The 19448-nt window shown below is 44.1% G+C and carries 22 protein-coding genes and 5 tRNA genes; 21 read left to right on the forward strand and 6 right to left on the reverse strand.

The window, feature by feature from the left end; translation table 11 throughout:
- The first annotated feature begins 38 nt into the window (after positions 1-38).
- Positions 39-1361 carry a hypothetical protein gene (locus tag P2W76_RS08630; protein ID WP_276347329.1) on the forward strand — a complete coding sequence of 441 codons (1323 nt, stop codon included), beginning with the start codon at positions 39-41 and terminating at the stop codon, positions 1359-1361.
- 50 nt (positions 1362-1411) lie between these two features.
- Here the strand turns inward: P2W76_RS08630 and P2W76_RS08635 are convergent, their stop codons facing one another.
- A complete protein-coding gene (locus P2W76_RS08635; protein WP_276347330.1) occupies positions 1412-2566 on the reverse strand; it encodes a hypothetical protein in 1155 nt (384 codons plus the stop codon).
- 541 nt (positions 2567-3107) lie between these two features.
- Positions 3108-4859 (reverse strand): GNAT family N-acyltransferase, encoded by a 1752-nt coding sequence (locus P2W76_RS08640; RefSeq protein WP_276347332.1) that lies wholly within the window; start codon positions 4857-4859, stop codon positions 3108-3110.
- A gap of 145 nt (positions 4860-5004) precedes the next feature.
- On the opposite strand from P2W76_RS08640, the gene P2W76_RS08645 reads away from it, so the two are divergent.
- From P2W76_RS08645 to P2W76_RS08655, 3 genes are all read left to right on the forward strand, one after another.
- Positions 5005-5922 carry a helix-hairpin-helix domain-containing protein gene (locus tag P2W76_RS08645; RefSeq protein ID WP_276347333.1) on the forward strand — a complete coding sequence of 306 codons (918 nt, stop codon included), beginning with the start codon at positions 5005-5007 and terminating at the stop codon, positions 5920-5922.
- Positions 5919-6446: an adenine phosphoribosyltransferase gene (locus P2W76_RS08650; RefSeq protein ID WP_276347335.1), complete on the forward strand. Its 528-nt coding sequence runs from the start codon at positions 5919-5921 to the stop codon at positions 6444-6446. Before P2W76_RS08645 ends, P2W76_RS08650 begins: the two co-directional genes overlap by 4 nt.
- A gap of 217 nt (positions 6447-6663) precedes the next feature.
- Positions 6664-7803: an acyl-CoA dehydrogenase gene (locus P2W76_RS08655; RefSeq protein WP_346429829.1), complete on the forward strand. Its 1140-nt coding sequence runs from the start codon at positions 6664-6666 to the stop codon at positions 7801-7803.
- Between the two features lie 69 nt (positions 7804-7872).
- Here the strand turns inward: P2W76_RS08655 and P2W76_RS08660 are convergent, their stop codons facing one another.
- Positions 7873-9207, reverse strand: coding sequence for a Gfo/Idh/MocA family oxidoreductase (locus P2W76_RS08660; RefSeq protein ID WP_276347339.1), 1335 nt, complete (start codon positions 9205-9207; stop codon positions 7873-7875).
- Positions 9208-9217: 10 nt separating this feature from the next.
- Positions 9218-10189: a formylglycine-generating enzyme family protein gene (locus P2W76_RS08665; protein WP_276347340.1), complete on the reverse strand. Its 972-nt coding sequence runs from the start codon at positions 10187-10189 to the stop codon at positions 9218-9220.
- A 163-nt stretch (positions 10190-10352) separates the two neighbouring features.
- Between P2W76_RS08665 and P2W76_RS08670 the strand changes: the two genes are divergently transcribed.
- From P2W76_RS08670 to P2W76_RS08680, 3 genes are read left to right on the forward strand one after another with little or no spacing between them, the layout of a single operon-like run.
- On the forward strand, positions 10353-10673 hold the full coding sequence (locus P2W76_RS08670) for a hypothetical protein (protein WP_276347341.1): 321 nt from the start codon (positions 10353-10355) through the stop codon (positions 10671-10673).
- A 60-nt stretch (positions 10674-10733) separates the two neighbouring features.
- Positions 10734-11381 (forward strand): hypothetical protein, encoded by a 648-nt coding sequence (locus P2W76_RS08675; protein WP_276347343.1) that lies wholly within the window; start codon positions 10734-10736, stop codon positions 11379-11381.
- Positions 11372-12559, forward strand: a complete 1188-nt coding sequence (locus tag P2W76_RS08680; RefSeq protein WP_276347593.1) for an ATP-binding protein — start codon at positions 11372-11374, stop codon at positions 12557-12559. The genes P2W76_RS08675 and P2W76_RS08680 overlap by 10 nt, the downstream gene beginning before the upstream one ends.
- A 19-nt stretch (positions 12560-12578) precedes the next feature.
- Here P2W76_RS08680 and P2W76_RS08685 read toward each other — a convergent pair whose 3' ends face one another.
- Together P2W76_RS08685 and P2W76_RS08690 are read right to left on the reverse strand one after the other, a co-directional pair.
- Positions 12579-12839 carry a hypothetical protein gene (locus tag P2W76_RS08685; RefSeq protein ID WP_276347344.1) on the reverse strand — a complete coding sequence of 87 codons (261 nt, stop codon included), beginning with the start codon at positions 12837-12839 and terminating at the stop codon, positions 12579-12581.
- The gene (locus tag P2W76_RS08690; protein WP_276347345.1) at positions 12832-13032 is read right to left on the reverse strand and encodes a hypothetical protein; all 201 of its coding nucleotides are present in this window, start codon (positions 13030-13032) and stop codon (positions 12832-12834) included. The genes P2W76_RS08685 and P2W76_RS08690 overlap by 8 nt, the downstream gene beginning before the upstream one ends.
- A 133-nt stretch (positions 13033-13165) precedes the next feature.
- On the opposite strand from P2W76_RS08690, the gene rpsU reads away from it, so the two are divergent.
- From rpsU to rplJ, 14 genes are all read left to right on the forward strand, one after another.
- Positions 13166-13357: a 30S ribosomal protein S21 gene (gene rpsU / locus P2W76_RS08695; RefSeq protein WP_079700624.1), complete on the forward strand. Its 192-nt coding sequence runs from the start codon at positions 13166-13168 to the stop codon at positions 13355-13357.
- Positions 13358-13428: 71 nt separating this feature from the next.
- Positions 13429-14310, forward strand: a complete 882-nt coding sequence (locus P2W76_RS08700; RefSeq protein WP_276347348.1) for a tyrosine-type recombinase/integrase — start codon at positions 13429-13431, stop codon at positions 14308-14310.
- Positions 14311-14407: 97 nt separating this feature from the next.
- On the forward strand, positions 14408-14749 hold the full coding sequence (gene raiA / locus P2W76_RS08705; protein ID WP_276347349.1) for a ribosome-associated translation inhibitor RaiA: 342 nt from the start codon (positions 14408-14410) through the stop codon (positions 14747-14749).
- A 218-nt stretch (positions 14750-14967) separates the two neighbouring features.
- Positions 14968-15040 (forward strand) — tRNA-Thr (locus P2W76_RS08710).
- 11 nt (positions 15041-15051) lie between these two features.
- A tRNA-Tyr gene (locus P2W76_RS08715) sits at positions 15052-15132 on the forward strand.
- 78 nt (positions 15133-15210) lie between these two features.
- Positions 15211-15283 (forward strand) — tRNA-Gly (locus P2W76_RS08720).
- Between the two features lie 55 nt (positions 15284-15338).
- Positions 15339-15410, forward strand: a tRNA-Thr gene (locus tag P2W76_RS08725).
- Between the two features lie 58 nt (positions 15411-15468).
- Complete coding sequence (gene tuf / locus P2W76_RS08730) at positions 15469-16656, forward strand: elongation factor Tu (protein ID WP_276347350.1); 1188 nt, start codon at positions 15469-15471, stop codon at positions 16654-16656.
- Between the two features lie 110 nt (positions 16657-16766).
- Positions 16767-16837, forward strand: a tRNA-Trp gene (locus P2W76_RS08735).
- Between the two features lie 17 nt (positions 16838-16854).
- Positions 16855-17049 (forward strand): preprotein translocase subunit SecE, encoded by a 195-nt coding sequence (gene secE / locus P2W76_RS08740; protein WP_276347351.1) that lies wholly within the window; start codon positions 16855-16857, stop codon positions 17047-17049.
- A 10-nt stretch (positions 17050-17059) separates the two neighbouring features.
- On the forward strand, positions 17060-17602 hold the full coding sequence (nusG, locus tag P2W76_RS08745; RefSeq protein ID WP_276347353.1) for a transcription termination/antitermination protein NusG: 543 nt from the start codon (positions 17060-17062) through the stop codon (positions 17600-17602).
- A 133-nt stretch (positions 17603-17735) separates the two neighbouring features.
- Positions 17736-18179, forward strand: coding sequence for a 50S ribosomal protein L11 (rplK, locus tag P2W76_RS08750; protein ID WP_276347355.1), 444 nt, complete (start codon positions 17736-17738; stop codon positions 18177-18179).
- A 21-nt stretch (positions 18180-18200) separates the two neighbouring features.
- Positions 18201-18899 carry a 50S ribosomal protein L1 gene (rplA, locus tag P2W76_RS08755; RefSeq protein WP_276347356.1) on the forward strand — a complete coding sequence of 233 codons (699 nt, stop codon included), beginning with the start codon at positions 18201-18203 and terminating at the stop codon, positions 18897-18899.
- A gap of 2 nt (positions 18900-18901) precedes the next feature.
- On the forward strand, positions 18902-19420 hold the full coding sequence (gene rplJ, locus P2W76_RS08760) for a 50S ribosomal protein L10 (RefSeq protein WP_276347357.1): 519 nt from the start codon (positions 18902-18904) through the stop codon (positions 19418-19420).
- Positions 19421-19448 lie beyond the last annotated feature (28 nt).

Here is a 19448-nt window from a genome sequence, read left to right on the forward strand (position 1 = left end):
CATTCTACTTTTGTAATAAATAAACAAAACAGATTAAAATGAAAAAACTGAAATTAGTAGCTCTTCTGCTATGTAGCGTGTTGGCAATAAGCGCGTGCCGGAAAGATAATAATGATGACGATCCTATCATTCCACAAGCTCCTGAGACTGTTACAGGCGTTATAACAGCAAATAAAACATTAACAGCTGATCGGGTTTGGATTTTAAAAGGCTATGTTTTTGTAAATAGTAATGCAACATTAACTATTGAAGCGGGTACTGTAATCAAGGGCGATCTTACCAATAAGGGTGCCCTGATTATTGAAAGAGGCTCTAAATTAATAGCTAATGGTACTGCTGCCAAACCAATTGTCTTTACGTCCGGCAAGCCTGTTGGCGAACGTGCTCCCGGTGATTGGGGTGGAATTGTTCTTCTGGGAAAAGCTAAAACCAATAAAGGGGCTGAGGTACTTATAGAAGGCGGTATTGACAAATACTATGGTGGCGAAAGCGATACAGATAATTCAGGATCCTTAAAGTATGTTCGTATTGAATTTGCAGGTATATCTGCTTTCCAGAACTCTGAGATCAATGCATTGACTCTGGGTGCGGTTGGTAGCGGCACTGTGCTGGAGAACATCCAGGTGTCCTACGCAAATGATGACGCCTATGAGTTCTTTGGCGGAACCGTTAACGGTAAAAACCTGATAGCATTTGCAACTGCTGATGATGATTATGATTTCGACTTTGGTTATACAGGTTCTATCCAATATGCTGTTTCACTTCGTAATCAAAAAATCGGAGATACAGACCAAAACAATGGTATCGAATGCGATAACAATGGTGAGGGTACAGTGACCACTTTAAGAACTCACCCTAAGTTATCGAACTTTACACTGATAGGTCCGAATACAGCTACTCCGGAAAAAGGTATTATAGGGTTCGGAAACCGTTGGAGAAGAGCTACTAACTTTACTTTTAACAACTCCATCATAATGGCGTGGCCGAAAGCTGGTTTCTCAATTGAATCAGCAAGCTCATACAGCGATTATACCACTGGTGTATCACAGTTCAAAAATAATATTGTTCAAGCTTTAGATAAGCCTTATAATAGCGACATAGCTAATGCAGCTGCAGCTATGAAGTTAAAAGCAGAGGCGGAAGGTAATGTGACTCTTGGAGTTAACCCTGCTGATGTTAAATTAACTGATCCGTTTAAATTAACGGCTCCGAATTTCCTGCCTGCTACTGGTTCGCCAGCTTTACAAGGTACTTTCGCTGCTGTTACCGGCGCCAGCTCAACAACTTACCGCGGAGCATTTGGTACAACTGACTGGACCAAAGACTGGACCAACTGGGACCCAAATAACAAAGCATATTAATTCGTCTATCTGTCTATGAGAAAGGCCCCTTGCGCGAGCAAGGGGCCTTTTCAGTTTATACTATTCTTGCCTGACCTGCCCAACGGTTTATACTGATAAACAATATCATAAGCCACATTCTTAAAATCAGCAGCGATCTGACCCACTTTTAAATCCTCTTTCTGTGGCGTTGCTTCGCATACAGAATACCGGGCTCCGTTATACAAAATAGACTTCCCGGTAGGCTTGTCGAACTGCACCGCCATACTGATATGGGTAGGATACATCAGCGCGATCATTGGCAGGTCGTAGATCTCCCTGACAAGATAAAAGAACAATGCCGCCCGGTCATCGCAATCGCTATACCTCGAAAGTAAGGTCTGCTCCGGCGACAGGCGCTTTTCCCGGCCAAAATTATTCTCATCATTTTCGTAAAGAAAGGCATACCGGGTAAAACGCATCAGGTAGTCCACACCTTTTTTCTGGCTCATACCGTTCACGTTTTTCTTCAGCAAAGGGATAAGCGAGCCATAAGTCTCCTTGCTCAGCGGTATATTGAAGTAGGTTTCAAAATCAACTCCGGGGTAATTGGCAAATATACCCTCAACCGCGTTATTCAGCTTTACCTGGAAATGATACGATTTCTGTCCGTATTGAAAGCTGATATCCTTCTGGGTATAGGTCTCGGGCTTGAAGTCGGGCATGCGGGTAACCTTGTAAGAAAAGGAATTTTTAGCACCCGGCACCGGTATGCCCAGCGGGATCATAGATTCTGATGTGAGGTCCGGGTACCCGTAATCATGGACGTTGAGGCACATATATTTCCGCCCGTCTTCCATAAAAAATGGAATATCATTGATGTTCTCATCGTTGCGGATATAGAATATCAGCCGGTCTTTGGCAATACCCAGGCGGGTATCATAGCCAGATTTGGCCATCAGGAACCACTTATATAAAGTGTACCGGTGATAGTTGTCTGCTTTCGGGCTGATCTGCTGGGCCGTTTTCCGTACCAGCTGGTAGTAGATCCAATCGTTAAGGCCGTACTTTTCCTTGTAATTAAGCAGCCTGTCCATTAAGGGTTGGTACCTGCCCGACTCCATAGCCGCATAAAAGCCGGCGACAGTCTCTCTGGAAAGCTCTTCGGGAATAGCTATATCTGTTGTTTTATCCAGCTCGAAATTGAAGGTGCCATCATAGAATTCGAAACTGAAATTCTGAGCCATGAGAGAGTCCGGTGATACCGTGAGGAAAAGTATCAGGACTAATTTATACGTGTACTTAATGGCTGGAGGCACTTGTTAACATTAACTTAATATTAAATATACGGAAAGATAATGTAAGAAGCAAATTCGTAAGCGGGTTATTGTGGTGGTACTTGCAGAGTATGATATAGGGCAGCCCTATCTTGTATACTTAAAGAACTGGTCAGGCGTCTATTTTTAACGCAAAGGCCGCAAAGTCCCGCGCAAAGGACGCCGAGTATGGCTTAAAACGAAGTTTTAGGGCAAGCACATTTTTGCAAACCTTTGCGAACTCTGCCTGTCCGAACGATTCAGCCGGGCGGGCGTTGTACTTTGCGTCCTCTGCGTTTAAGTTTCGGTTGGTACGTATGAGGAAGTTATATAAAAGACCTTCCTAAGCTATTGCTAAAACGTAGGATAAACGTAGAATAAACGTAGGATAAACGTAGGATGAGCGTAGGATGATGCATCCCAAACTGTACCTAAGCCCTATAGAGACACCGGGAAGCTACGGCTTCAACACTTAGAAGTTCTTCCCGATCTTTTCGAGCATCTCTGCGGGGATCTTTTCCAGGTCGACCACCAGGAATCCGTCCAGGCTATCCGAGAACTTTGGATCGATATTGAAGCAGATGATCTTGGCATTCAGCGCCAGGTACTGGCGAAGCAGAACAGGTACCTTCATGTGCGTGGTTTCTATTTCAGAGATCAGGCCGTCGAGGTCTTTGAGGCTATCCCCTGGTTCCAGAAGCAAGTCTTTGTCGATCTTTGAGAAGTCGATCTTGAACTCCTTCCTCGGCTTTACGTATTGTGCCAGTTCATGGTCGAAATGGTTGGTGCTAATGTAATCCACTATCAGGGACTTGGAAAACCTCGAGAAGTTGTTGCTGATGCTCACCGGTCCGATAAGGTAGCGGTAATGCGGGTTCTCCATCAGATATTTCAGTATGCCTTTCCATAGCAGGAAAAGCGGGAGCGGTTTCAACTGATATTCTTTTCTGATCCATGAACGCCCCAGCTCCAGGCTTTGTCTCAGCACCGGGTAAAACTGGTCTTTGATCTTAAACAGCTCGGCGATATAAAAGCCACGCTTGCCCATGCTGTAAAAGATCTCATCGCCCTTGCCTATGCGGTATGCGCCGACGATCATTTTCGTTTCGGCATCCCAGATAAACAAATGGTTATAGTAGATATCGTATTCATCCAGGTCAGTAGCATTATTGGTCCCTTCTCCCACTTCGCGGAAGGTGATTTCACGCAGCCTGCCTATCTCTTTCATGATGTTAGGGATGCTGGAAGTGGGGCATATATAAACTTCGTAATCCTTTTCGGTCCATACCTTAAATTCTTCCAGGGTGCTGATCTCCTTTTCAAGAATGCTCGCCGGGGTAGCGCTTATTATCGGTTTTGGCTTTTTACGGATCTTAAACAGGTTGCGCGGATCGAATATCTTCTTCTCGTCTTCCAGGCCGGTGCCAAGCGCATAGGTTTTGGCGCGGAGGAAGTCGAGCAGCCGGGTGGTATTGTTCTGGTAGGATACGTCGGCAGGCAAGATAGGTTTTCCAATGCGGACACGGATCTTGTGGCCATGCTTGTTAAACAGTTCGGAGGGGAGCTTGGCGGTTCTCAAAGCCGGGTGAATAAGGCTCAGCAGGTTAAACAGCAGGCCGTTATTGCCGTGGAAATACACCGGAACTACCGGTACATTCGCTTTGGCGATGATCTTGCCCACTACCGGGTGCCATAATTTATCAGTGATCTGCTGGGTCTCAAACTTAAATGTAGATACCTCGCCCGCGGGGAATATGCCGATCGGGGTACCTAAGCGTAAAAGCTCAAGCGTATTCTTAATGCCGCTAATACTCGACGAATGCTCTATATTCTCGAATGGGTTTACCGCAATAAAGTAATCGCTGAGATTGGGTATCTTTTTGAGCAGGAAGTTTGCCATCAGCTTTGCATCGGGCCTGACCATACACAAAAGCTTCAGTAATACCAGCCCCTCAATGCCGCCATAGGGATGATTTGCTATCGCGATAAACGCACCGTCCTTGGGTATATTCCTGAGATCCTTCTCATCGAACTCCACAGTAATGCCGATGATCTGCAGGATCTTATCTACAAAGGTAGGACCTTTGAGGTGTTCTGCTTTCTGAAAAACCTCGTTAACTTCGTTAATCTTCATCACTTCCATAAGCAGGGAAGCGAGTCCCGGCAGATGCAGCCGGTCGATCCTGGCAGCTTTAGAGAAATCTTCTTTAGTAATGATCTTCATACCAGGCGGGCAGAATAATGATTATGTAAATTTGCTAATATTCCGTTAAATTTAGACAATCATCTGATCTATTCGCTTAATTATATGTTTTAGTACATATTGATTACATTCTTACTGATGCCTGGCAGAGTTTAATACCACTGCCATGAGAAAACAGATACAATCCTACTTATCGTTCAGCAAAAAGGAGCTGAATGGGATGCTTGTCCTCTTCATCATCATCGTCCTTACCCTGGGCTTCCCCTTTGCTTACAGACTGTTTGATGAACCGGAAACTTACGACCTGGAAAGCTACCAAAAGGAGATCGCTGAGTTCAGGGCATCAGCCGTCCGGACAAAGGGTAGCTACCGCTCAGTCAAGAAAAAAATGGAAGAAAGCGAACAGCAGCCAACTTATTTCACATTTGATCCTAACACGTTGCCCCAACCGGGATGGCAGCGTCTCGGGCTTTCATCAAGACAGGCAGGGGTTATTCGTAACTATATCAGCAAGGGTGGGAAGTTCTACCGGGATGAAGATCTCAGAAAGATTTACTCGATCACAGAGAAGCAGTATAACAACCTGAAGCCTTATATCAGGATCGCTCCGGATGGGGGAGAAGACCGGGCATACCGGCAACCTGAACCAGGCCAGACCAGTTACAGCAAGAAACCAGAAGTGCTGGTGGTGGAGCTCAACTCTGCCGACTCAACAGAGTTAGAGCGCTTGCGTGGTATTGGGCCGGCTTTTGCCTCACGGATCATCCGCTACCGGACCAGGCTGGGTGGCTTTCATCATGAGGAACAGCTCAGGGAGGTATACGGCATGGACTCGTTAAGGTATTCGCAGCTTGCCGGTCAGGTGTCTGTTAACCAGGCTTTGCTTGTTAAGCTCAATGTAAATACAGCAACGTTCGGGCAACTGAAAGCTCATCCCTATCTTACTTATAAACAAATAAACGCTATTATTCAGTATCGCAGGCAACATGGTTATTATTCAAGCCCGGCCGATTTAAGGAAAGTTCTTATTCTGGATGAAGAAATTATCCGTAAAATTGAGCCTTATTTAGCATTTGATCTATGATCAGTACGGAACTGAAAAACGCTGTCAGGGATATTCCCGACTTCCCCAAGCCGGGTATTATATTTAAGGACATTACTCCCATCCTTAAGGATGCTAAGCTCTGTTCGGAAGTGATCGAGGCATTTGTCAGCCGTATGGGGACAAATAAGATAGACGTGGTCGCGGGTATCGAGAGCCGGGGTTTCCTTTTCGGACTGATGCTGGCCAACCGTCTGCAGATCCCTTTTGTACCTATCAGAAAGCAGGGCAAGCTGCCTGCCAAAACTATACAGGAGCCCTGCGAACTGGAGTATGGCTCAGCTATCCTGGAACTGCATGCGGACGCCTTGCAGGCAGGCCAGCGTGTAATGATCCATGACGATCTACTGGCAACCGGCGGGACCGTATCAGCAGCTACCCGCCTGGTGCAGAAACTTGGCGGAACAGTTGCCGGTTACTCATTCGTCATCAGTCTCGACTTCCTAAACGGAAAGGAGAAACTTAAAGCTGTATCTGAAAATATCATTATTCTCGCTTCGTACTGAGTTAGGCTTTACGTTGTACGTTATACGTTATACGTCTGGGCGGATAGCACAGCGTTTAGAGTTGTATGTTGTACGTTTTACGTTATACGTCTGGGTGGATAGCACAGCGTTTAGAAACTTATAACGTAAAACGTACAACGTACAACCTAATATTACTACCTTGCATATAACCAATTATAATATTATGCAATCAACATTAGCCCCTGAGCAAGGGGGGATAAACTTTCATTTATCCGAAAACCAACAGATGATCATCCGTATGGTGCGCGATTTCGCTGAAAAGCACGTCCGGCCGCATGTGATGGAGTGGGATGAAGCACAGACTTTTCCTGTGGAAACCTTTAAGAAGCTTGGAGAACTGGGACTGATGGGCGTCCTTGTTCCCGAGGAGTATGGAGGAGCAGGCCTCGGCTACCAGGAGTATGTTCATGTGATAGCTGAGATCTCAAAAGTATGCGGCTCAATAGGCTTATCGGTAGCAGCGCACAATTCGCTCTGTACCGGGCATATCCTGGCTTTTGCCAATGATGAGCAGAAAAGCAGGTGGCTGCCTAAACTGGCTACTGCCGAGTGGATAGGAGCCTGGGGACTGACGGAAGCCAATACTGGCTCGGATGCCCTGGGTATGAACACTACGGCCGTCCAGGACGGCGACCATTATGTGATTAACGGTTCCAAGAACTGGATCACTCATGGGAAGTCGGGCAATGTGGCGGTGGTTATGGTGCGTACCGGAGAGAAAGGCGATTCCAAAGGTATCTCCGCCATCGTGATAGAGAAAGGTACACCAGGATTTACGCACGGTAAAAAAGAAAACAAACTGGGAATGCGGGCGTCAGAGACGACAGAACTGATCTTTGACAACTGTCGCGTGCCCAAAGAGAATCTGCTGGGGAAAGAGGGAGAGGGTTTTAAACAGGCTATGTATGTGCTTGATGGTGGGCGGATCTCTATAGCGGCATTGTCCCTGGGCATGGCTAAAGGAGCACTGGCGGCATCAGTAGAATATTCAAAGCAACGCTTTCAGTTTGGGCAGCCGATCTCTAATTTCCAGGGGATATCATTTAAGATAGCGGATATGGCCACCGAGATAGAAGCCGCCGAATTACTGATCATGAGCGCAGCAGACGTGAAGAACCAGGGGAAAAGCGTGACAAAGCAGTCGGCAATGGCTAAGTATTTTGCTTCGGAGGTATGTGTCAGAACTGCAACAGAAGCCGTGCAGATCTTTGGCGGCTACGGCTATACCAAGGATTTTCCGGTTGAGAAGTTCTATCGCGATTCCAAGTTATGTACAATAGGAGAGGGCACTTCAGAGATCCAGAAGATTGTTATTGCCAGAGAGATTATGCGATAGTATCGTTTACCTCCTGACCCGGATAATAATTAAAGCCCCGCGATCAAGCGGGGCTTTATTATTTAGAAATTAAACGGCTTTCGTTTTACCAGGTATCGCAAAAGGATACATCCCGTTAGCGTCAGGCAAGATCTTAGGCAGGGCATCCCAGGCCAATTTCTCAGGCATCAGGTTGATCTGTGAGTTCAATGCTTCTTCCCACTTCACTTCTTTGCCAGAATACGTGGCGTATCTTCCAAGCAGGGAACTCAATGTACTTTTAGCTACACGCTCGGCATCGGCAAACTTATATTCGCCCTTGTCTATTGCAGCAAACAGCTCATCATGTTCGGTTTGATAGGGGTTGGGGTTTCCTTTACCATCATGGTTAAAAAGCAGGTTTCCTTTGGTGTCCCACAATTTACCTGAATTGTTATTGGCATTCAGATAAGCCCTGCCCTTTGTGCCCTGGAAGCTTTCATCTACCCGGTTCAGGGTTCCTTCATGATGCCGGCACTGGCTCTGGATAACGGTGCCATCGGCGTAGATAAACTCTACCGTATGGTTGTCGAATATCTCCCCATAATCTTTGCCTGTGCGAAGGAAGCGGCTGCCGGTTCCCTGTGCAGAGACCGGGTAGGCATTCTTAACCCAGTTAGCCACGTCGATGTTGTGAACATGCTGCTCGGTGATATGATCGCCGCAGAGCCAGTTGAAATAATACCAGTTACGCATCTGGTATTCCATTTCTGTCTGCCCGGCAACACGCGGTTTTACCCACACACCGCCGCTGTTCCAATAAACCTGTCCGGATACAATATCTCCTGCGACACCATCTTCAATACGCTTAATGGTTTCAAGGTATGCATTCTGATAACGCCGCTGCAGGCCAACAACAACATTCAGCTTTTTACGCTTCGCCTCTTCCGCAGTAGCCAATACACTCCGTATACCTGGAGAGTCGGTAGCTACCGGCTTTTCCATGAACACATGTTTGTTCTGTTTAATAGCTTCCTCGAAGTGAACAGGGCGGAAGCCCGGAGGGGTTACCAGCAGAACAACATCTGCTGCGGCAATGGCATGTTTATAACCGTCAAACCCTACAAACTTTCGCTCTTCGGGTACATCCACCTTGTCCTTGCCGAATTTTGCAAGGGCATCGTTATAGCTCTTATCAAGCCGGTCACGAAAGGCATCTGCCATGGCCACAACTTTAATATTATATTTCGTGCTCAAGGCCTGGAACAATGCCCCGGTTCCCCGGCTGCCGCACCCTACCAGGGCGATCTTTATGGTTCCGCCTTCGTTGGCATAAACGCCTGAGAAGGGGATGTTGCTCAGCATGGCGCCGCCGGCAATAATAGCTGAGGTTTTAAGGAAGTCTCTGCGCGGCGATAGAGCTACGTCTTTTTTGTTTGCACTCATTATCTTCAGTTTAAAAGTCTGCAATAGGTTGTTGATTATAAAATGCCTCTATCTCTTCTTTTGATGGAGGTGTGGCGGGCCTGACCAGCCTGATCCCCACGAAACGGGCTTCAGGGAACCACCAGTTACTTTTTGGTATCTGAGGGTCGATCCTCTTCCATTCAGGGTCTGACCCGCGCCGGGCCGCTGACCTTAACAATTGGGCACCATCTTCAAATGATCCTCCGCGTACGGAATGGGGGTATAGTTTTTCCGGCCTGGCCAGGGGATCACTTACCACCTTGCCGCCGTACTGTGAGTAAAAGCTTGGGAAGTATTGATCCAATGTCCATTCGGCGATGTTCCCGTGCATGTCATAAAGGCCCCACGGGTTAGGCTTCTTGCTGCCGACAGGATGTGTTTTTTCCTGGCTGTTAGAAGCTGACCATGCAAAGTCGTTCAGCAGGCTGGCATCGTTTCCAAAAGAATAGGAGGTTTGTGTACCGGCCCTGCAGGCGTATTCCCATTCAGCTTCTGTGGGCAACCTGTAGAATATACCGGTACGGGTGTAAAGCCATTTGCAGAATTGCAGGGCATTGTATTGGGTCATGCCCACGGCAGGGTGGCCCTCTTTGCCCATCCCAAAGGTCATATCCAGGTACGGCTTCGAAGGCCGGCTTATCGCATCCACACCCAGGCTTTTGGTCCGGTCATAGTCTTCATATACAAAAAGCTCGTAGATATCCCAGGTTATTTCATGAGTACTCATCCAAAACGGACTGATCTTTACCGGGTGAAGAGGGCCTTCGTCTTCTTTATAGCCGGGTTCTGTAGAAGGGCTCCCCATTTTAAATTCTCCTCCCGGGATGGCTTTCATGTCAAACTTTACTTCTACACCGGGGATTCGTTGAGTGTAGGTTTCAATCTTCTTTTCCTGTGCGGTAACAATTGCGGGTATAAATAGTGTAGCTGCAGATAGTAAGATGGATATTTTATAATTCATTAATCTAATAGGTATTTGCGATTCGGAATAAATTTAGTCTTTCATGGTGAATAATCTGCAATTGGAAGTTTTTTTTACTATTCACAGCAGTTCTGATAAGAATGGAATATGTTTTGTAGGATACTTCCGGGCACTGCCCATAAACCGGACCTGTTAACATAACATGAAAGACAAAGAATTTTACCTGTCGGCTGAAATTAAATACAACTGCCTGGACGTAATAAAAATGTGGGGAACCGATTTTGAGTTAAAGGTTTATTCTCTTACTGATACGGATTATATCGTTGCTGAGAATTGTATCGAGTTATATGGTAACGGCCACCCGGGATTGTATGCTTTTGAGGTGAGCCTTGATGACGAGCTTTCATACGCGTATATGGACGATGCTATACGTTGGTATGCCGGACACATTGAAAAACCTGACATGGAGATACTTAGGACTGATCCGCGCACAGACGCGCTCACCGGAAGCGTCTCTGAATAACAGGTTCTTTAAAAGAATCAGTCTTTATTTCAAGAAAATTTATGCATCTTCATTTCCGAAATGAAGGTCATCTCGGGCATCCTGAATTATATAAAAAGCGTGTTAAATGCTGATTCGGACCCTATCAACAGGGCGAGGATGCACATCCTGTTTTACACCATGACCATTACATCTGTGTTTACAGCAGGACTGGTGGTTGCCTATGCGCTTAATGGTCCCCTCTTCCAGCTCATAAGATCGGCTTTTATTTGCGCCGCCATGGTATACGGGGTGTATAAGATATTTGCTTCGCACGATTACAAACCGGCAGCACATATTGCGATCCTGCTCCTGGCTATGTTGGTCTGGTCTAATATTTTCCTGATAATTCACGCCATTAATATTGTCACTATCCAGTATGTATTGATGACCATAACCTGTAGTTTCTACATGCTTAATGGCCGGGCTGGGATGATATACTCAATAGTTGTCATGGCCCCGGTGATACTGCATGTTGTATTAAGCGGAACAAATAATATCCAAGTATCAGTAAGTTCCCAGCAGGCCAGTGATCCGGTGTTTGTTACTGTGATGATGTTTAACTTCTTCCTGCTTATCTTCATTAATTATCATTTTCTGAGAGCTTTTCATTTTGCGATAAATCTGATGAAGGAATCGCAGAAGGATGAGAAACTACTAAATGAGAAGCTCAAGAAGCTATTTCGGTAGCCGAGGCATCCTCCAGGGCTAAATCAGATTTTCTTTCTACGATGTCTCATGAATTGAGGACTCCCCTTAATTCCGTGATCGGAATGAGTTACGTATTGCTGGCTGATAACCCTCGTGCAGACCAGGAAGAGAATATGAAGGTGCTTCATTTCTCTGCAGAGAGCTTACTTTCGCTAATCAATGACATTCTTGATTTTAATAAGCTTGAATATGGCAAACTTGAACTGGAGTCTATCGCGTTTAATCCTGCAGAGCTGATCACCAGTATTTACTCCGGCTTGAAATTCCAGGCTGAAGAAAAAGGGCTGGACTTTACTTTACAGCTTGACGATAGGTTGCATACTACCAACCTGATCGGAGATTCTACCCGTTTACTGCAAGTATTATTTAACCTTATCGGGAATGCAATTAAGTTCACTTCCAAAGGTAAGGTTACACTGATGGTGCATATTGTCGGGAAGCCGGGCGACTTTTCTGAACTCAAATTCACTATTCAGGACACAGGGATAGGGATTTCGAGCGATCAGCGTGATGTTATATTTGAACCTTTCTCGCAGGCATCGAGCAATATCACCAGGAAGTTCGGCGGAACGGGTCTCGGGCTTGCTATAACGAAACAACTGTTGGATCTGCATAACAGTAGCATCCGGATGGATAGTGAAGTGGGCAGGGGAACTACATTTGAATTTCAGATAAAATACCGGAGTGCAGGAAAGGGACAAACCATGGACAGCTTCACTCCCCAGTTCCAGTCTGCAAACTCAGATTTGTCTGATTTGAGAATACTTGTTGCTGAGGATAATGCCATGAACGTATTGCTAATGAAGAAACTCTTTTCAAGTTGGGAAGTTGATGCTGATTTTGTTGTCAATGGCAGGGAAGCAGTAGATAAGGCCGAACAGAATTTATACGACGTGATCCTCATGGATATACATATGCCTGTTATGGATGGCTATGAAGCCTCAAAACGTATTTTGGATATTTATAAAAATAACGACGAGAAACCCTGGATAATCGCCCTTACAGCATCTGTTGCCAACGATATATATAACAAAATAGCTTCTGCCGGATTGGACGACTACGTTTCTAAGCCCTTTAATCCACTTGATCTCAAAAACAGGCTGGCTACCCTGTCAAACCTAAAAGCCAGGTCGTATAATCAGGAATTAAAGGATTGATATCAACTTCCTGACAAAGTCAGCGTATCTGTTTTCTCAATTCATCTTCAATACGACTGCAGCTAACAAGGAAAGGTTTATCGGTTATGCTGATGTTGAAGGATTGCCCTTGAACTATATACGTGCCTGAAACTTTCCCAAGCGGTGAATTAATGGAGAACTTGCCATCCGAATTGTTTCCGGTAAATGCTCCCCCTGCACCAGATATTGCCTGTTCTGCCGATCTGATCAGTTGCTCCGGGTCGCCGCTGAAGTCTATTGATATATTACATTTAGCCATTATTGCGTTTTTTATTTGTTCTTTGTCTGAGCTTTTCCTCAGCTTTCTTTACCTCGTCTTTTTCTGCGATGATTGTATCAGGCGATATGTCAGATGTGATGTTACCCGTCTTTTTCGGAGCTTCAAGTCCTGCCCGGGCAATTGCCTTATCAGTATCCGAAGCTTTTCGTCCTTTGCTCTTGGTAGTGTTCATAATATTAATAAGTGGTACATGAATTAAACACCACGCAGACGTAAATGTTCAGAATTTTATTTATCTGATCTTTTGATCTTTAATATTTTTTGTACATTTGCAATCCAATTCTGAAAGGGGGTATCTGTATATTATGATCATTATTAATGTAAAAGACGGCGAATCATTAGACAAAGCACTAAAACGCTTCAAAAAGAAATTCGAAAAAACCGGTGTATTAAGAGAACTCAGAAGCCGTCAGGCCTACGAGAAGAAATCTATTACCCGCCGTACAGAAGTAAAAAAAGCTATCTACAAGCAAGGATTAAACATCGAATCTGTTTAATTTTTCTTTAAGCATATAAAATCTTAAAACTATTTGTATATTCAATTTATTGATGTGCAAATGGTTTTTTGATGTTTATAGAGAGATTCACACAATACCTTCAGTTTGAAAAGCGGTTCTCGCCGCATACTGTCGCCGCCTACCGGCGAGACCTTCACCAATTTACTGATTTCTTAGTTCCTCTAAACCTTGACCTGCTGCTAATCACGCGCCAGGATGTTCGCGGTTGGATGCTGGAGCTTACGGAACAGGGTTTTACACCAAAGACCGTCAACCGGAAGTTATCGGTACTTCGATCGTTTTATAAGTTCCTTCAACGCGAGGGGCTGGTGAATGCTAGTCCTATGACGCATATTCAGGCGCCCAAGATTCCAAAGCGTTTACCGGTAGTAATCGAGGAACAGAAAATGGATCAGTTACTAGACAGCAAGCTTATATTTGATACAGGGTTTAGCGGTATCAGAAACAGGCTTATCCTTGAATTGCTGTATGGTACAGGTATGCGTCTCGCCGAACTGGTAGGTCTTAAGGACCAGGATGTTAATCTCTACGAGCAATATATTAAAGTGTTGGGCAAGCGAAACAAAGAGCGTATTATTCCGGTAGCGGCGCCGCTCGTGAAACTTATCAAAGATTATTTACAAGAAAAATTAAGTCAGAATTTCGACAACAAAGCAACGGCCTTAATTGTTACAAATGAAGGGAAGAATGCATATCCCCAGTTCATCTACCGGATTGTGAAGTCAAGTTTGTCGAACATAACTACCCAGGATAAAAAGAGCCCGCACGTTTTAAGGCATACCTTTGCAACCGCTTTGTTAAACAACGGTGCTGACCTGAACGCAATTAAGGAACTTCTTGGTCATGCAAGTCTTGCAGCGACCCAGGTATATACTCACAATTCAGTGGAGAAATTAAAGGCTGTTTATAAACAGGCACACCCTAAAGCATAAATAAACCCCAGGACTATGAACTAACTCTACGCTTACCAATGTAAGATCTCCGGCCTACGGGGATAAATTAATTTCTAAATTTTTAAAAGGAGGAAACATGAAAATCCGAGTGCAATCGATCCATTTTTCAGCAGATGTTAAATTATTGGATTTTATCCAAAGGAAGGCCGACAAACTGGATCAGTTTTTTGACCAGATAATTAGTGGTGAAGTTTATCTAAAACTCGAAAACACGGCAGACGAAGCTAATAAGATAACGGAAATTAAACTTCTGATACCGGGAAACGACCTCTTTGCAAAAGAGCAATGCAAAACCTTTGAGGAAGCGACAGACAAGGCGATAGAATCATTAAAGCACCAAATCGACAAACACAAAGAAAAAGTGAGGGCTCGAATGAGTAATCATAAAACGGTACTTGCAGCCGATGAAATAATTTAATCTATAAATACTTAGTAATAAGGCACTTTTTCGGCAGTCAAAAAGACTGCCGATTTTTTTTGCTAAAAAATTTTGTCCAACTCTAAATTTTCGTAGATTTGCAGTCCCTTTCAGAAGGGGGTTATCGTTGGGTGATAATTAACTCTGAAAAGGTAGGTTCTTATAATAATTAATTAAACATTTCGACTTTCCCGGCATTAGCTGGTTTAGTCTCAAATGCCTCCTTAGCTCAGCTGGTAGAGCAACTGACTTGTAATCAGTAGGTCATTGGTTCGATCCCGATAGGAGGCTCAGAAATGTTTGGGGGGGTTCCAGAGCGGTCAAATGGGACGGACTGTAAATCCGTTACTTCGGTTTCGAAGGTTCGAATCCTTCCCCCCCCACAATTCAATTACGAATTGTAAGTTACGAATTACGTGCGCGGCATTCGTAATTGATCATTCGTAAACGTAATTGAATATGCGGAAGTAGCTCAGTTGGTAGAGCGATAGCCTTCCAAGCTATAGGTCGCGAGTTCGAACCTCGTCTTCCGCTCAAAGGTTCATTGGTTTAGCTTCAAAATGGAACGCATGAACCGGAGAGCAAATTAGCCGACGTAGCTCAGCGGTAGAGCACTTCCTTGGTAAGGAAGAGGTCATGGGTTCAAGTCCCATCGTTGGCTCAAGATTAATTTAGAATAGAACAATAATAAAATTAACCTATAATTAGTATAAAACAAAATGGCAAAAGAAAAATTTGACCGGAGCAAGCCGCATTTGAATATCGGTACTATCGGTCACGTTGACCACGGTAAAACTACACTTACAGCTGCTATCACTAAGGTGTTGGCTGATGCAGGTCTTTCTGAGGCACGTTCATTTGATTCAATTGACTCTGCACCGGAAGAAAAGGAAAGAGGTATCACCATTAATACTTCTCACGTGGAGTATTCAACGGCTAACCGTCACTACGCTCACGTTGACTGTCCAGGTCACGCGGATTATGTGAAGAACATGGTTACTGGTGCTGCACAAATGGATGGTGCTATCATTGTGGTTGCTGCTACCGATGGTCCGATGCCACAAACTCGTGAACACATCCTTCTTGCTCGTCAGGTAGGTGTACCTTCATTGGTTGTTTTTATGAATAAGGTGGATATGGTTGACGATCCTGAACTACTTGAACTGGTAGAAATGGAAATCCGTGAACTGTTAAGCTTCTATGAATTCCCTGGTGATGATATTCCTGTAATTCAGGGTTCTGCATTAGGTGGATTAAATGGAGATCCAAAATGGGTAGGCAAGATCATGGAGCTTATGGAGGCTGTAGATAACTACGTTCCAATCCCTCCACGTCTGACTGATCTTCCTTTCCTTATGCCGGTTGAAGACGTATTCTCGATCACTGGTCGTGGTACTGTAGCAACAGGCCGTATTGAAAGAGGAGTTATTAACTCAGGAGAGGCTGTTGATATCTTGGGTATGGGTGCTGAGAACTTGAAATCAGTTGTTACTGGTGTTGAGATGTTCCGTAAGATATTAGATAGAGGTGAAGCAGGAGATAACGTTGGTTTATTGTTACGTGGTATAGAGAAAACTGATATCCGTCGTGGTATGGTTATCTGTAAACCAGGTTCGGTAACTCCGCACACTGACTTCAAAGCAGAGATCTATGTATTGTCAAAAGCAGAAGGTGGACGTCACACTCCATTCTTTAACAAATACCGTCCTCAATTCTACTTCCGTACAACAGATGTTACCGGAGAGATCAGTCTTCAAGAAGGAGTAGAAATGGTTATGCCGGGTGATAACGTTACTATCGACGTAAAGTTGATCAACGCTATCGCGATGGAGAAAGGTCTTCGTTTCGCTATCCGTGAAGGTGGCAGAACGGTAGGTGCCGGACAAGTAACTGAAATTGTAAAGTAAATCAATTTCTTATAAAAGGTTAATTGGATAACATAAGTCCCTTTATTGCGGACTTATGTTTTCTTATAATACACGGACTGGGATTTCAGCAGGGAATACAGTTCTTATTAACGGGAATAGTTCAATGGTAGAATAGAGGTCTCCAAAACCTTTGATCAGGGTTCGAATCCTTGTTCCCGTGCTCACGCTAAATAGAAGATGGCTAACGTAGTAGAATTTATAAAGGAATCATATACCGAAATGACCCAGAAGGTTACCTGGCCGACTTGGGGAGAATTACAAAATTCAGCTGTATTGGTATTAATCGCATCCGTGATCATATCACTTGTGATCCTGGCTATGGATGAAAGCGTTGGTAGAGCACTGAAAATGTTTTATAATTCTCTTGGATAATTAGGGCACTATGAGCGATCAATTAAAATGGTATGTGGTTAGGGCGGTTAGCGGCAAAGAGAAGAAAGTTAAACAATATCTCGAAGCGGAAATAAACCGTTTGGGTATTTCACATCTTTTACCTCAGGTGCTTATCCCTATGGAAAAGTTCTATCAGATGAAGGATGGAAAAAAGATTGCTAAAGAACGTAATTTCTATCCCGGATATGTACTGATTGAGGCTGCATTAGACGGGGAGCTCGAGCACGTTATTAAAGGAATCAATAGTGTTATTGGTTTTCTTGGCGATAAAGGCGGGAACGCTGTTCCAATGAGAACGGCAGAAGTTAACAGGATATTGGGTAGGGTAGATGAAATGGCTGAGCAGGGCGAGTCTATGAATGTTCCTTACTACGTTGGAGAGAATGTGAAAGTGATGGATGGTCCGTTTAACGGGTTTACCGGAGTCATTGAAGAGGTGAATGAAGAAAAGAAAAAACTCAAGGTTATGGTTAAGATCTTCGGAAGAAGGACACCGCTTGAGTTGAATTATATGCAAGTCGAGAAGGAGTAATACGTTATACGTTTTAAGTTATACGTCGCATGCGACACTTAGAACGTAATACGTAAAACGTACAACTCACAAAAGGTCTTAAATGTTACATAGCTTCCACTACTAACATTGAGTTACAAATAAATCAATTAAAATGGCAAAAGAAGTCGGTGCTTTAATAAAATTACAGATCAAAGGCGGCGCTGCAAATCCATCTCCACCAGTAGGTCCCGCGTTGGGAGCGAAAGGTGTGAACATCATGGAGTTTTGCAAGCAATTCAATGCGCGTACCCAAGATAAGCCAGGTAAAGTTTTACCGGTTGTAATTACTGTTTATGTCGACAAGTCATTCGATTTTATCATCAAAACACCTCCGGTGGCTATCCAGTTAATGGATGCTACAGGTTTGAAAGGTGGTTCAGCAGAGCCTAACCGTAAGAAGGTTTCCAGTGTGAGCTGGGAACAGGTTGAGACTATCGCAAAGGATAAAATGACCGACTTGAATGCATTTACTGTCGAGTCAGCCATGAAGATGGTTGCTGGTACAGCACGCAGTATGGGAATTACCGTTAGCGGTGATGCACCCTGGAATAATTAATTATACAAATCAGTTTAAGAAGTGGCTAGATTAACAAAAAATCAAAAATTGGCACATTCAAAAATTGAGGCTGGAAAGGCATACTCATTAACTGCAGCTGCGGCTTTAGTTAAAGATATAACTACTACCAAATTTGATGCTTCGGTTGACCTTGATGTACGTTTAGGCGTAGATCCTCGTAAAGCGAATCAAATGGTGCGTGGTATTGCAACTCTTCCTCATGGAACCGGAAAGACTGTCCGTGTTTTAGTTCTTTGTACTCCCGATAAGGAAGCAGAGGCTAAGGCAGCAGGTGCAGATTATGTCGGTTTAGATGAATACATTGCCAAAATAGAAGGCGGTTGGACTGACGTTGATATCATTATTACAATGCCTAGTGTTATGGCTAAGGTAGGTAAACTCGGACGTGTTTTAGGTCCGCGTAACCTGATGCCTAACCCTAAATCAGGAACTGTTACCACAGATGTGGGCAAAGCAGTAACTGATGTAAAAGGTGGTAAGATCGATTTCAAGGTTGATAAAACAGGAATTATCCATGCCTCTATTGGGAAAGTATCCTTTGACGCAGATAAGATTTATGAGAATGCACTTGAAGTTATTCAGGTAATTTCAAAACTAAAGCCATCAGCAGCAAAAGGAACTTATTTTAAAAGCATACACATGTCTTCGACAATGAGTCCGGGAATCGAAATTGAAACTAAATCAGTAGCGGGAATCTAATCATGAAAAAAGAAGAAAAACACGACGTTGTTCTTGCTTTAACAGAGACGATTGCTGAGTATGGTAATTTCTACATTACCGATACGGCAAACCTGTCTGTAGCAAAAGTAAATGATATTCGCCGCAAATGTTTCGATAACGGTATCAAAATGCAGGTCGCTAAAAATACACTGATCAGAAAAGCTATGGAAGCTTCTGAGGGTGATTATAGCGAAATCTTTGATGTGCTAAAAGGATCTTCATCTATATTGTTCTCAAAAACAGCAAATGCTCCGGCAAAGCTGATTAAACAATTGAGAAAAACAGGTGATAAGCCAGTACTCAAGGCAGCATATATTGATTCGGCGGTATTCATTGGCGACAATCAGCTTGATGCCCTGGTTAATCTTAAATCTAAGGAACAATTGGTGGCAGACATCATTGCATTGCTTCAGTCTCCGGCTAAGAATGTTATCTCTGGCTTACAGTCAGGCGGAAACAAGCTTGCAGGAATTGTTAAAACATTACAAGAAAGAGGTTAAGAACTACCTGAAAGTTCAAGTAATTTAT

Origin of the sequence: Daejeonella sp. JGW-45 (assembly GCF_029360805.1) — a bacterium.
GTDB lineage: Bacteria > Bacteroidota > Bacteroidia > Sphingobacteriales > Sphingobacteriaceae > Daejeonella.

Coding starts and splice junctions, on each gene's coding strand:
- P2W76_RS08630 (WP_276347329.1), top strand. CDS start 39: ATGAAAAAACTGAAATTAGTAGCTCTTCTGCTATGTAGCGTGTTGGCA.
- P2W76_RS08635 (WP_276347330.1), bottom strand. CDS start 2,566: ATGGCTCAGAATTTCAGTTTCGAATTCTATGATGGCACCTTCAATTTC.
- P2W76_RS08640 (WP_276347332.1), bottom strand. CDS start 4,859: ATGAAGATCATTACTAAAGAAGATTTCTCTAAAGCTGCCAGGATCGAC.
- P2W76_RS08645 (WP_276347333.1), top strand. CDS start 5,005: ATGAGAAAACAGATACAATCCTACTTATCGTTCAGCAAAAAGGAGCTG.
- P2W76_RS08650 (WP_276347335.1), top strand. CDS start 5,919: ATGATCAGTACGGAACTGAAAAACGCTGTCAGGGATATTCCCGACTTC.
- P2W76_RS08660 (WP_276347339.1), bottom strand. CDS start 9,207: ATGAGTGCAAACAAAAAAGACGTAGCTCTATCGCCGCGCAGAGACTTC.
- P2W76_RS08665 (WP_276347340.1), bottom strand. CDS start 10,189: ATGAATTATAAAATATCCATCTTACTATCTGCAGCTACACTATTTATA.
- P2W76_RS08670 (WP_276347341.1), top strand. CDS start 10,353: ATGAAAGACAAAGAATTTTACCTGTCGGCTGAAATTAAATACAACTGC.
- P2W76_RS08675 (WP_276347343.1), top strand. CDS start 10,734: ATGAAGGTCATCTCGGGCATCCTGAATTATATAAAAAGCGTGTTAAAT.
- P2W76_RS08685 (WP_276347344.1), bottom strand. CDS start 12,839: ATGGCTAAATGTAATATATCAATAGACTTCAGCGGCGACCCGGAGCAA.
- P2W76_RS08690 (WP_276347345.1), bottom strand. CDS start 13,032: ATGAACACTACCAAGAGCAAAGGACGAAAAGCTTCGGATACTGATAAG.
- rpsU (WP_079700624.1), top strand. CDS start 13,166: ATGATCATTATTAATGTAAAAGACGGCGAATCATTAGACAAAGCACTA.
- P2W76_RS08700 (WP_276347348.1), top strand. CDS start 13,429: ATGTTTATAGAGAGATTCACACAATACCTTCAGTTTGAAAAGCGGTTC.
- raiA (WP_276347349.1), top strand. CDS start 14,408: ATGAAAATCCGAGTGCAATCGATCCATTTTTCAGCAGATGTTAAATTA.
- tuf (WP_276347350.1), top strand. CDS start 15,469: ATGGCAAAAGAAAAATTTGACCGGAGCAAGCCGCATTTGAATATCGGT.
- secE (WP_276347351.1), top strand. CDS start 16,855: ATGGCTAACGTAGTAGAATTTATAAAGGAATCATATACCGAAATGACC.
- nusG (WP_276347353.1), top strand. CDS start 17,060: ATGAGCGATCAATTAAAATGGTATGTGGTTAGGGCGGTTAGCGGCAAA.
- rplK (WP_276347355.1), top strand. CDS start 17,736: ATGGCAAAAGAAGTCGGTGCTTTAATAAAATTACAGATCAAAGGCGGC.
- rplJ (WP_276347357.1), top strand. CDS start 18,902: ATGAAAAAAGAAGAAAAACACGACGTTGTTCTTGCTTTAACAGAGACG.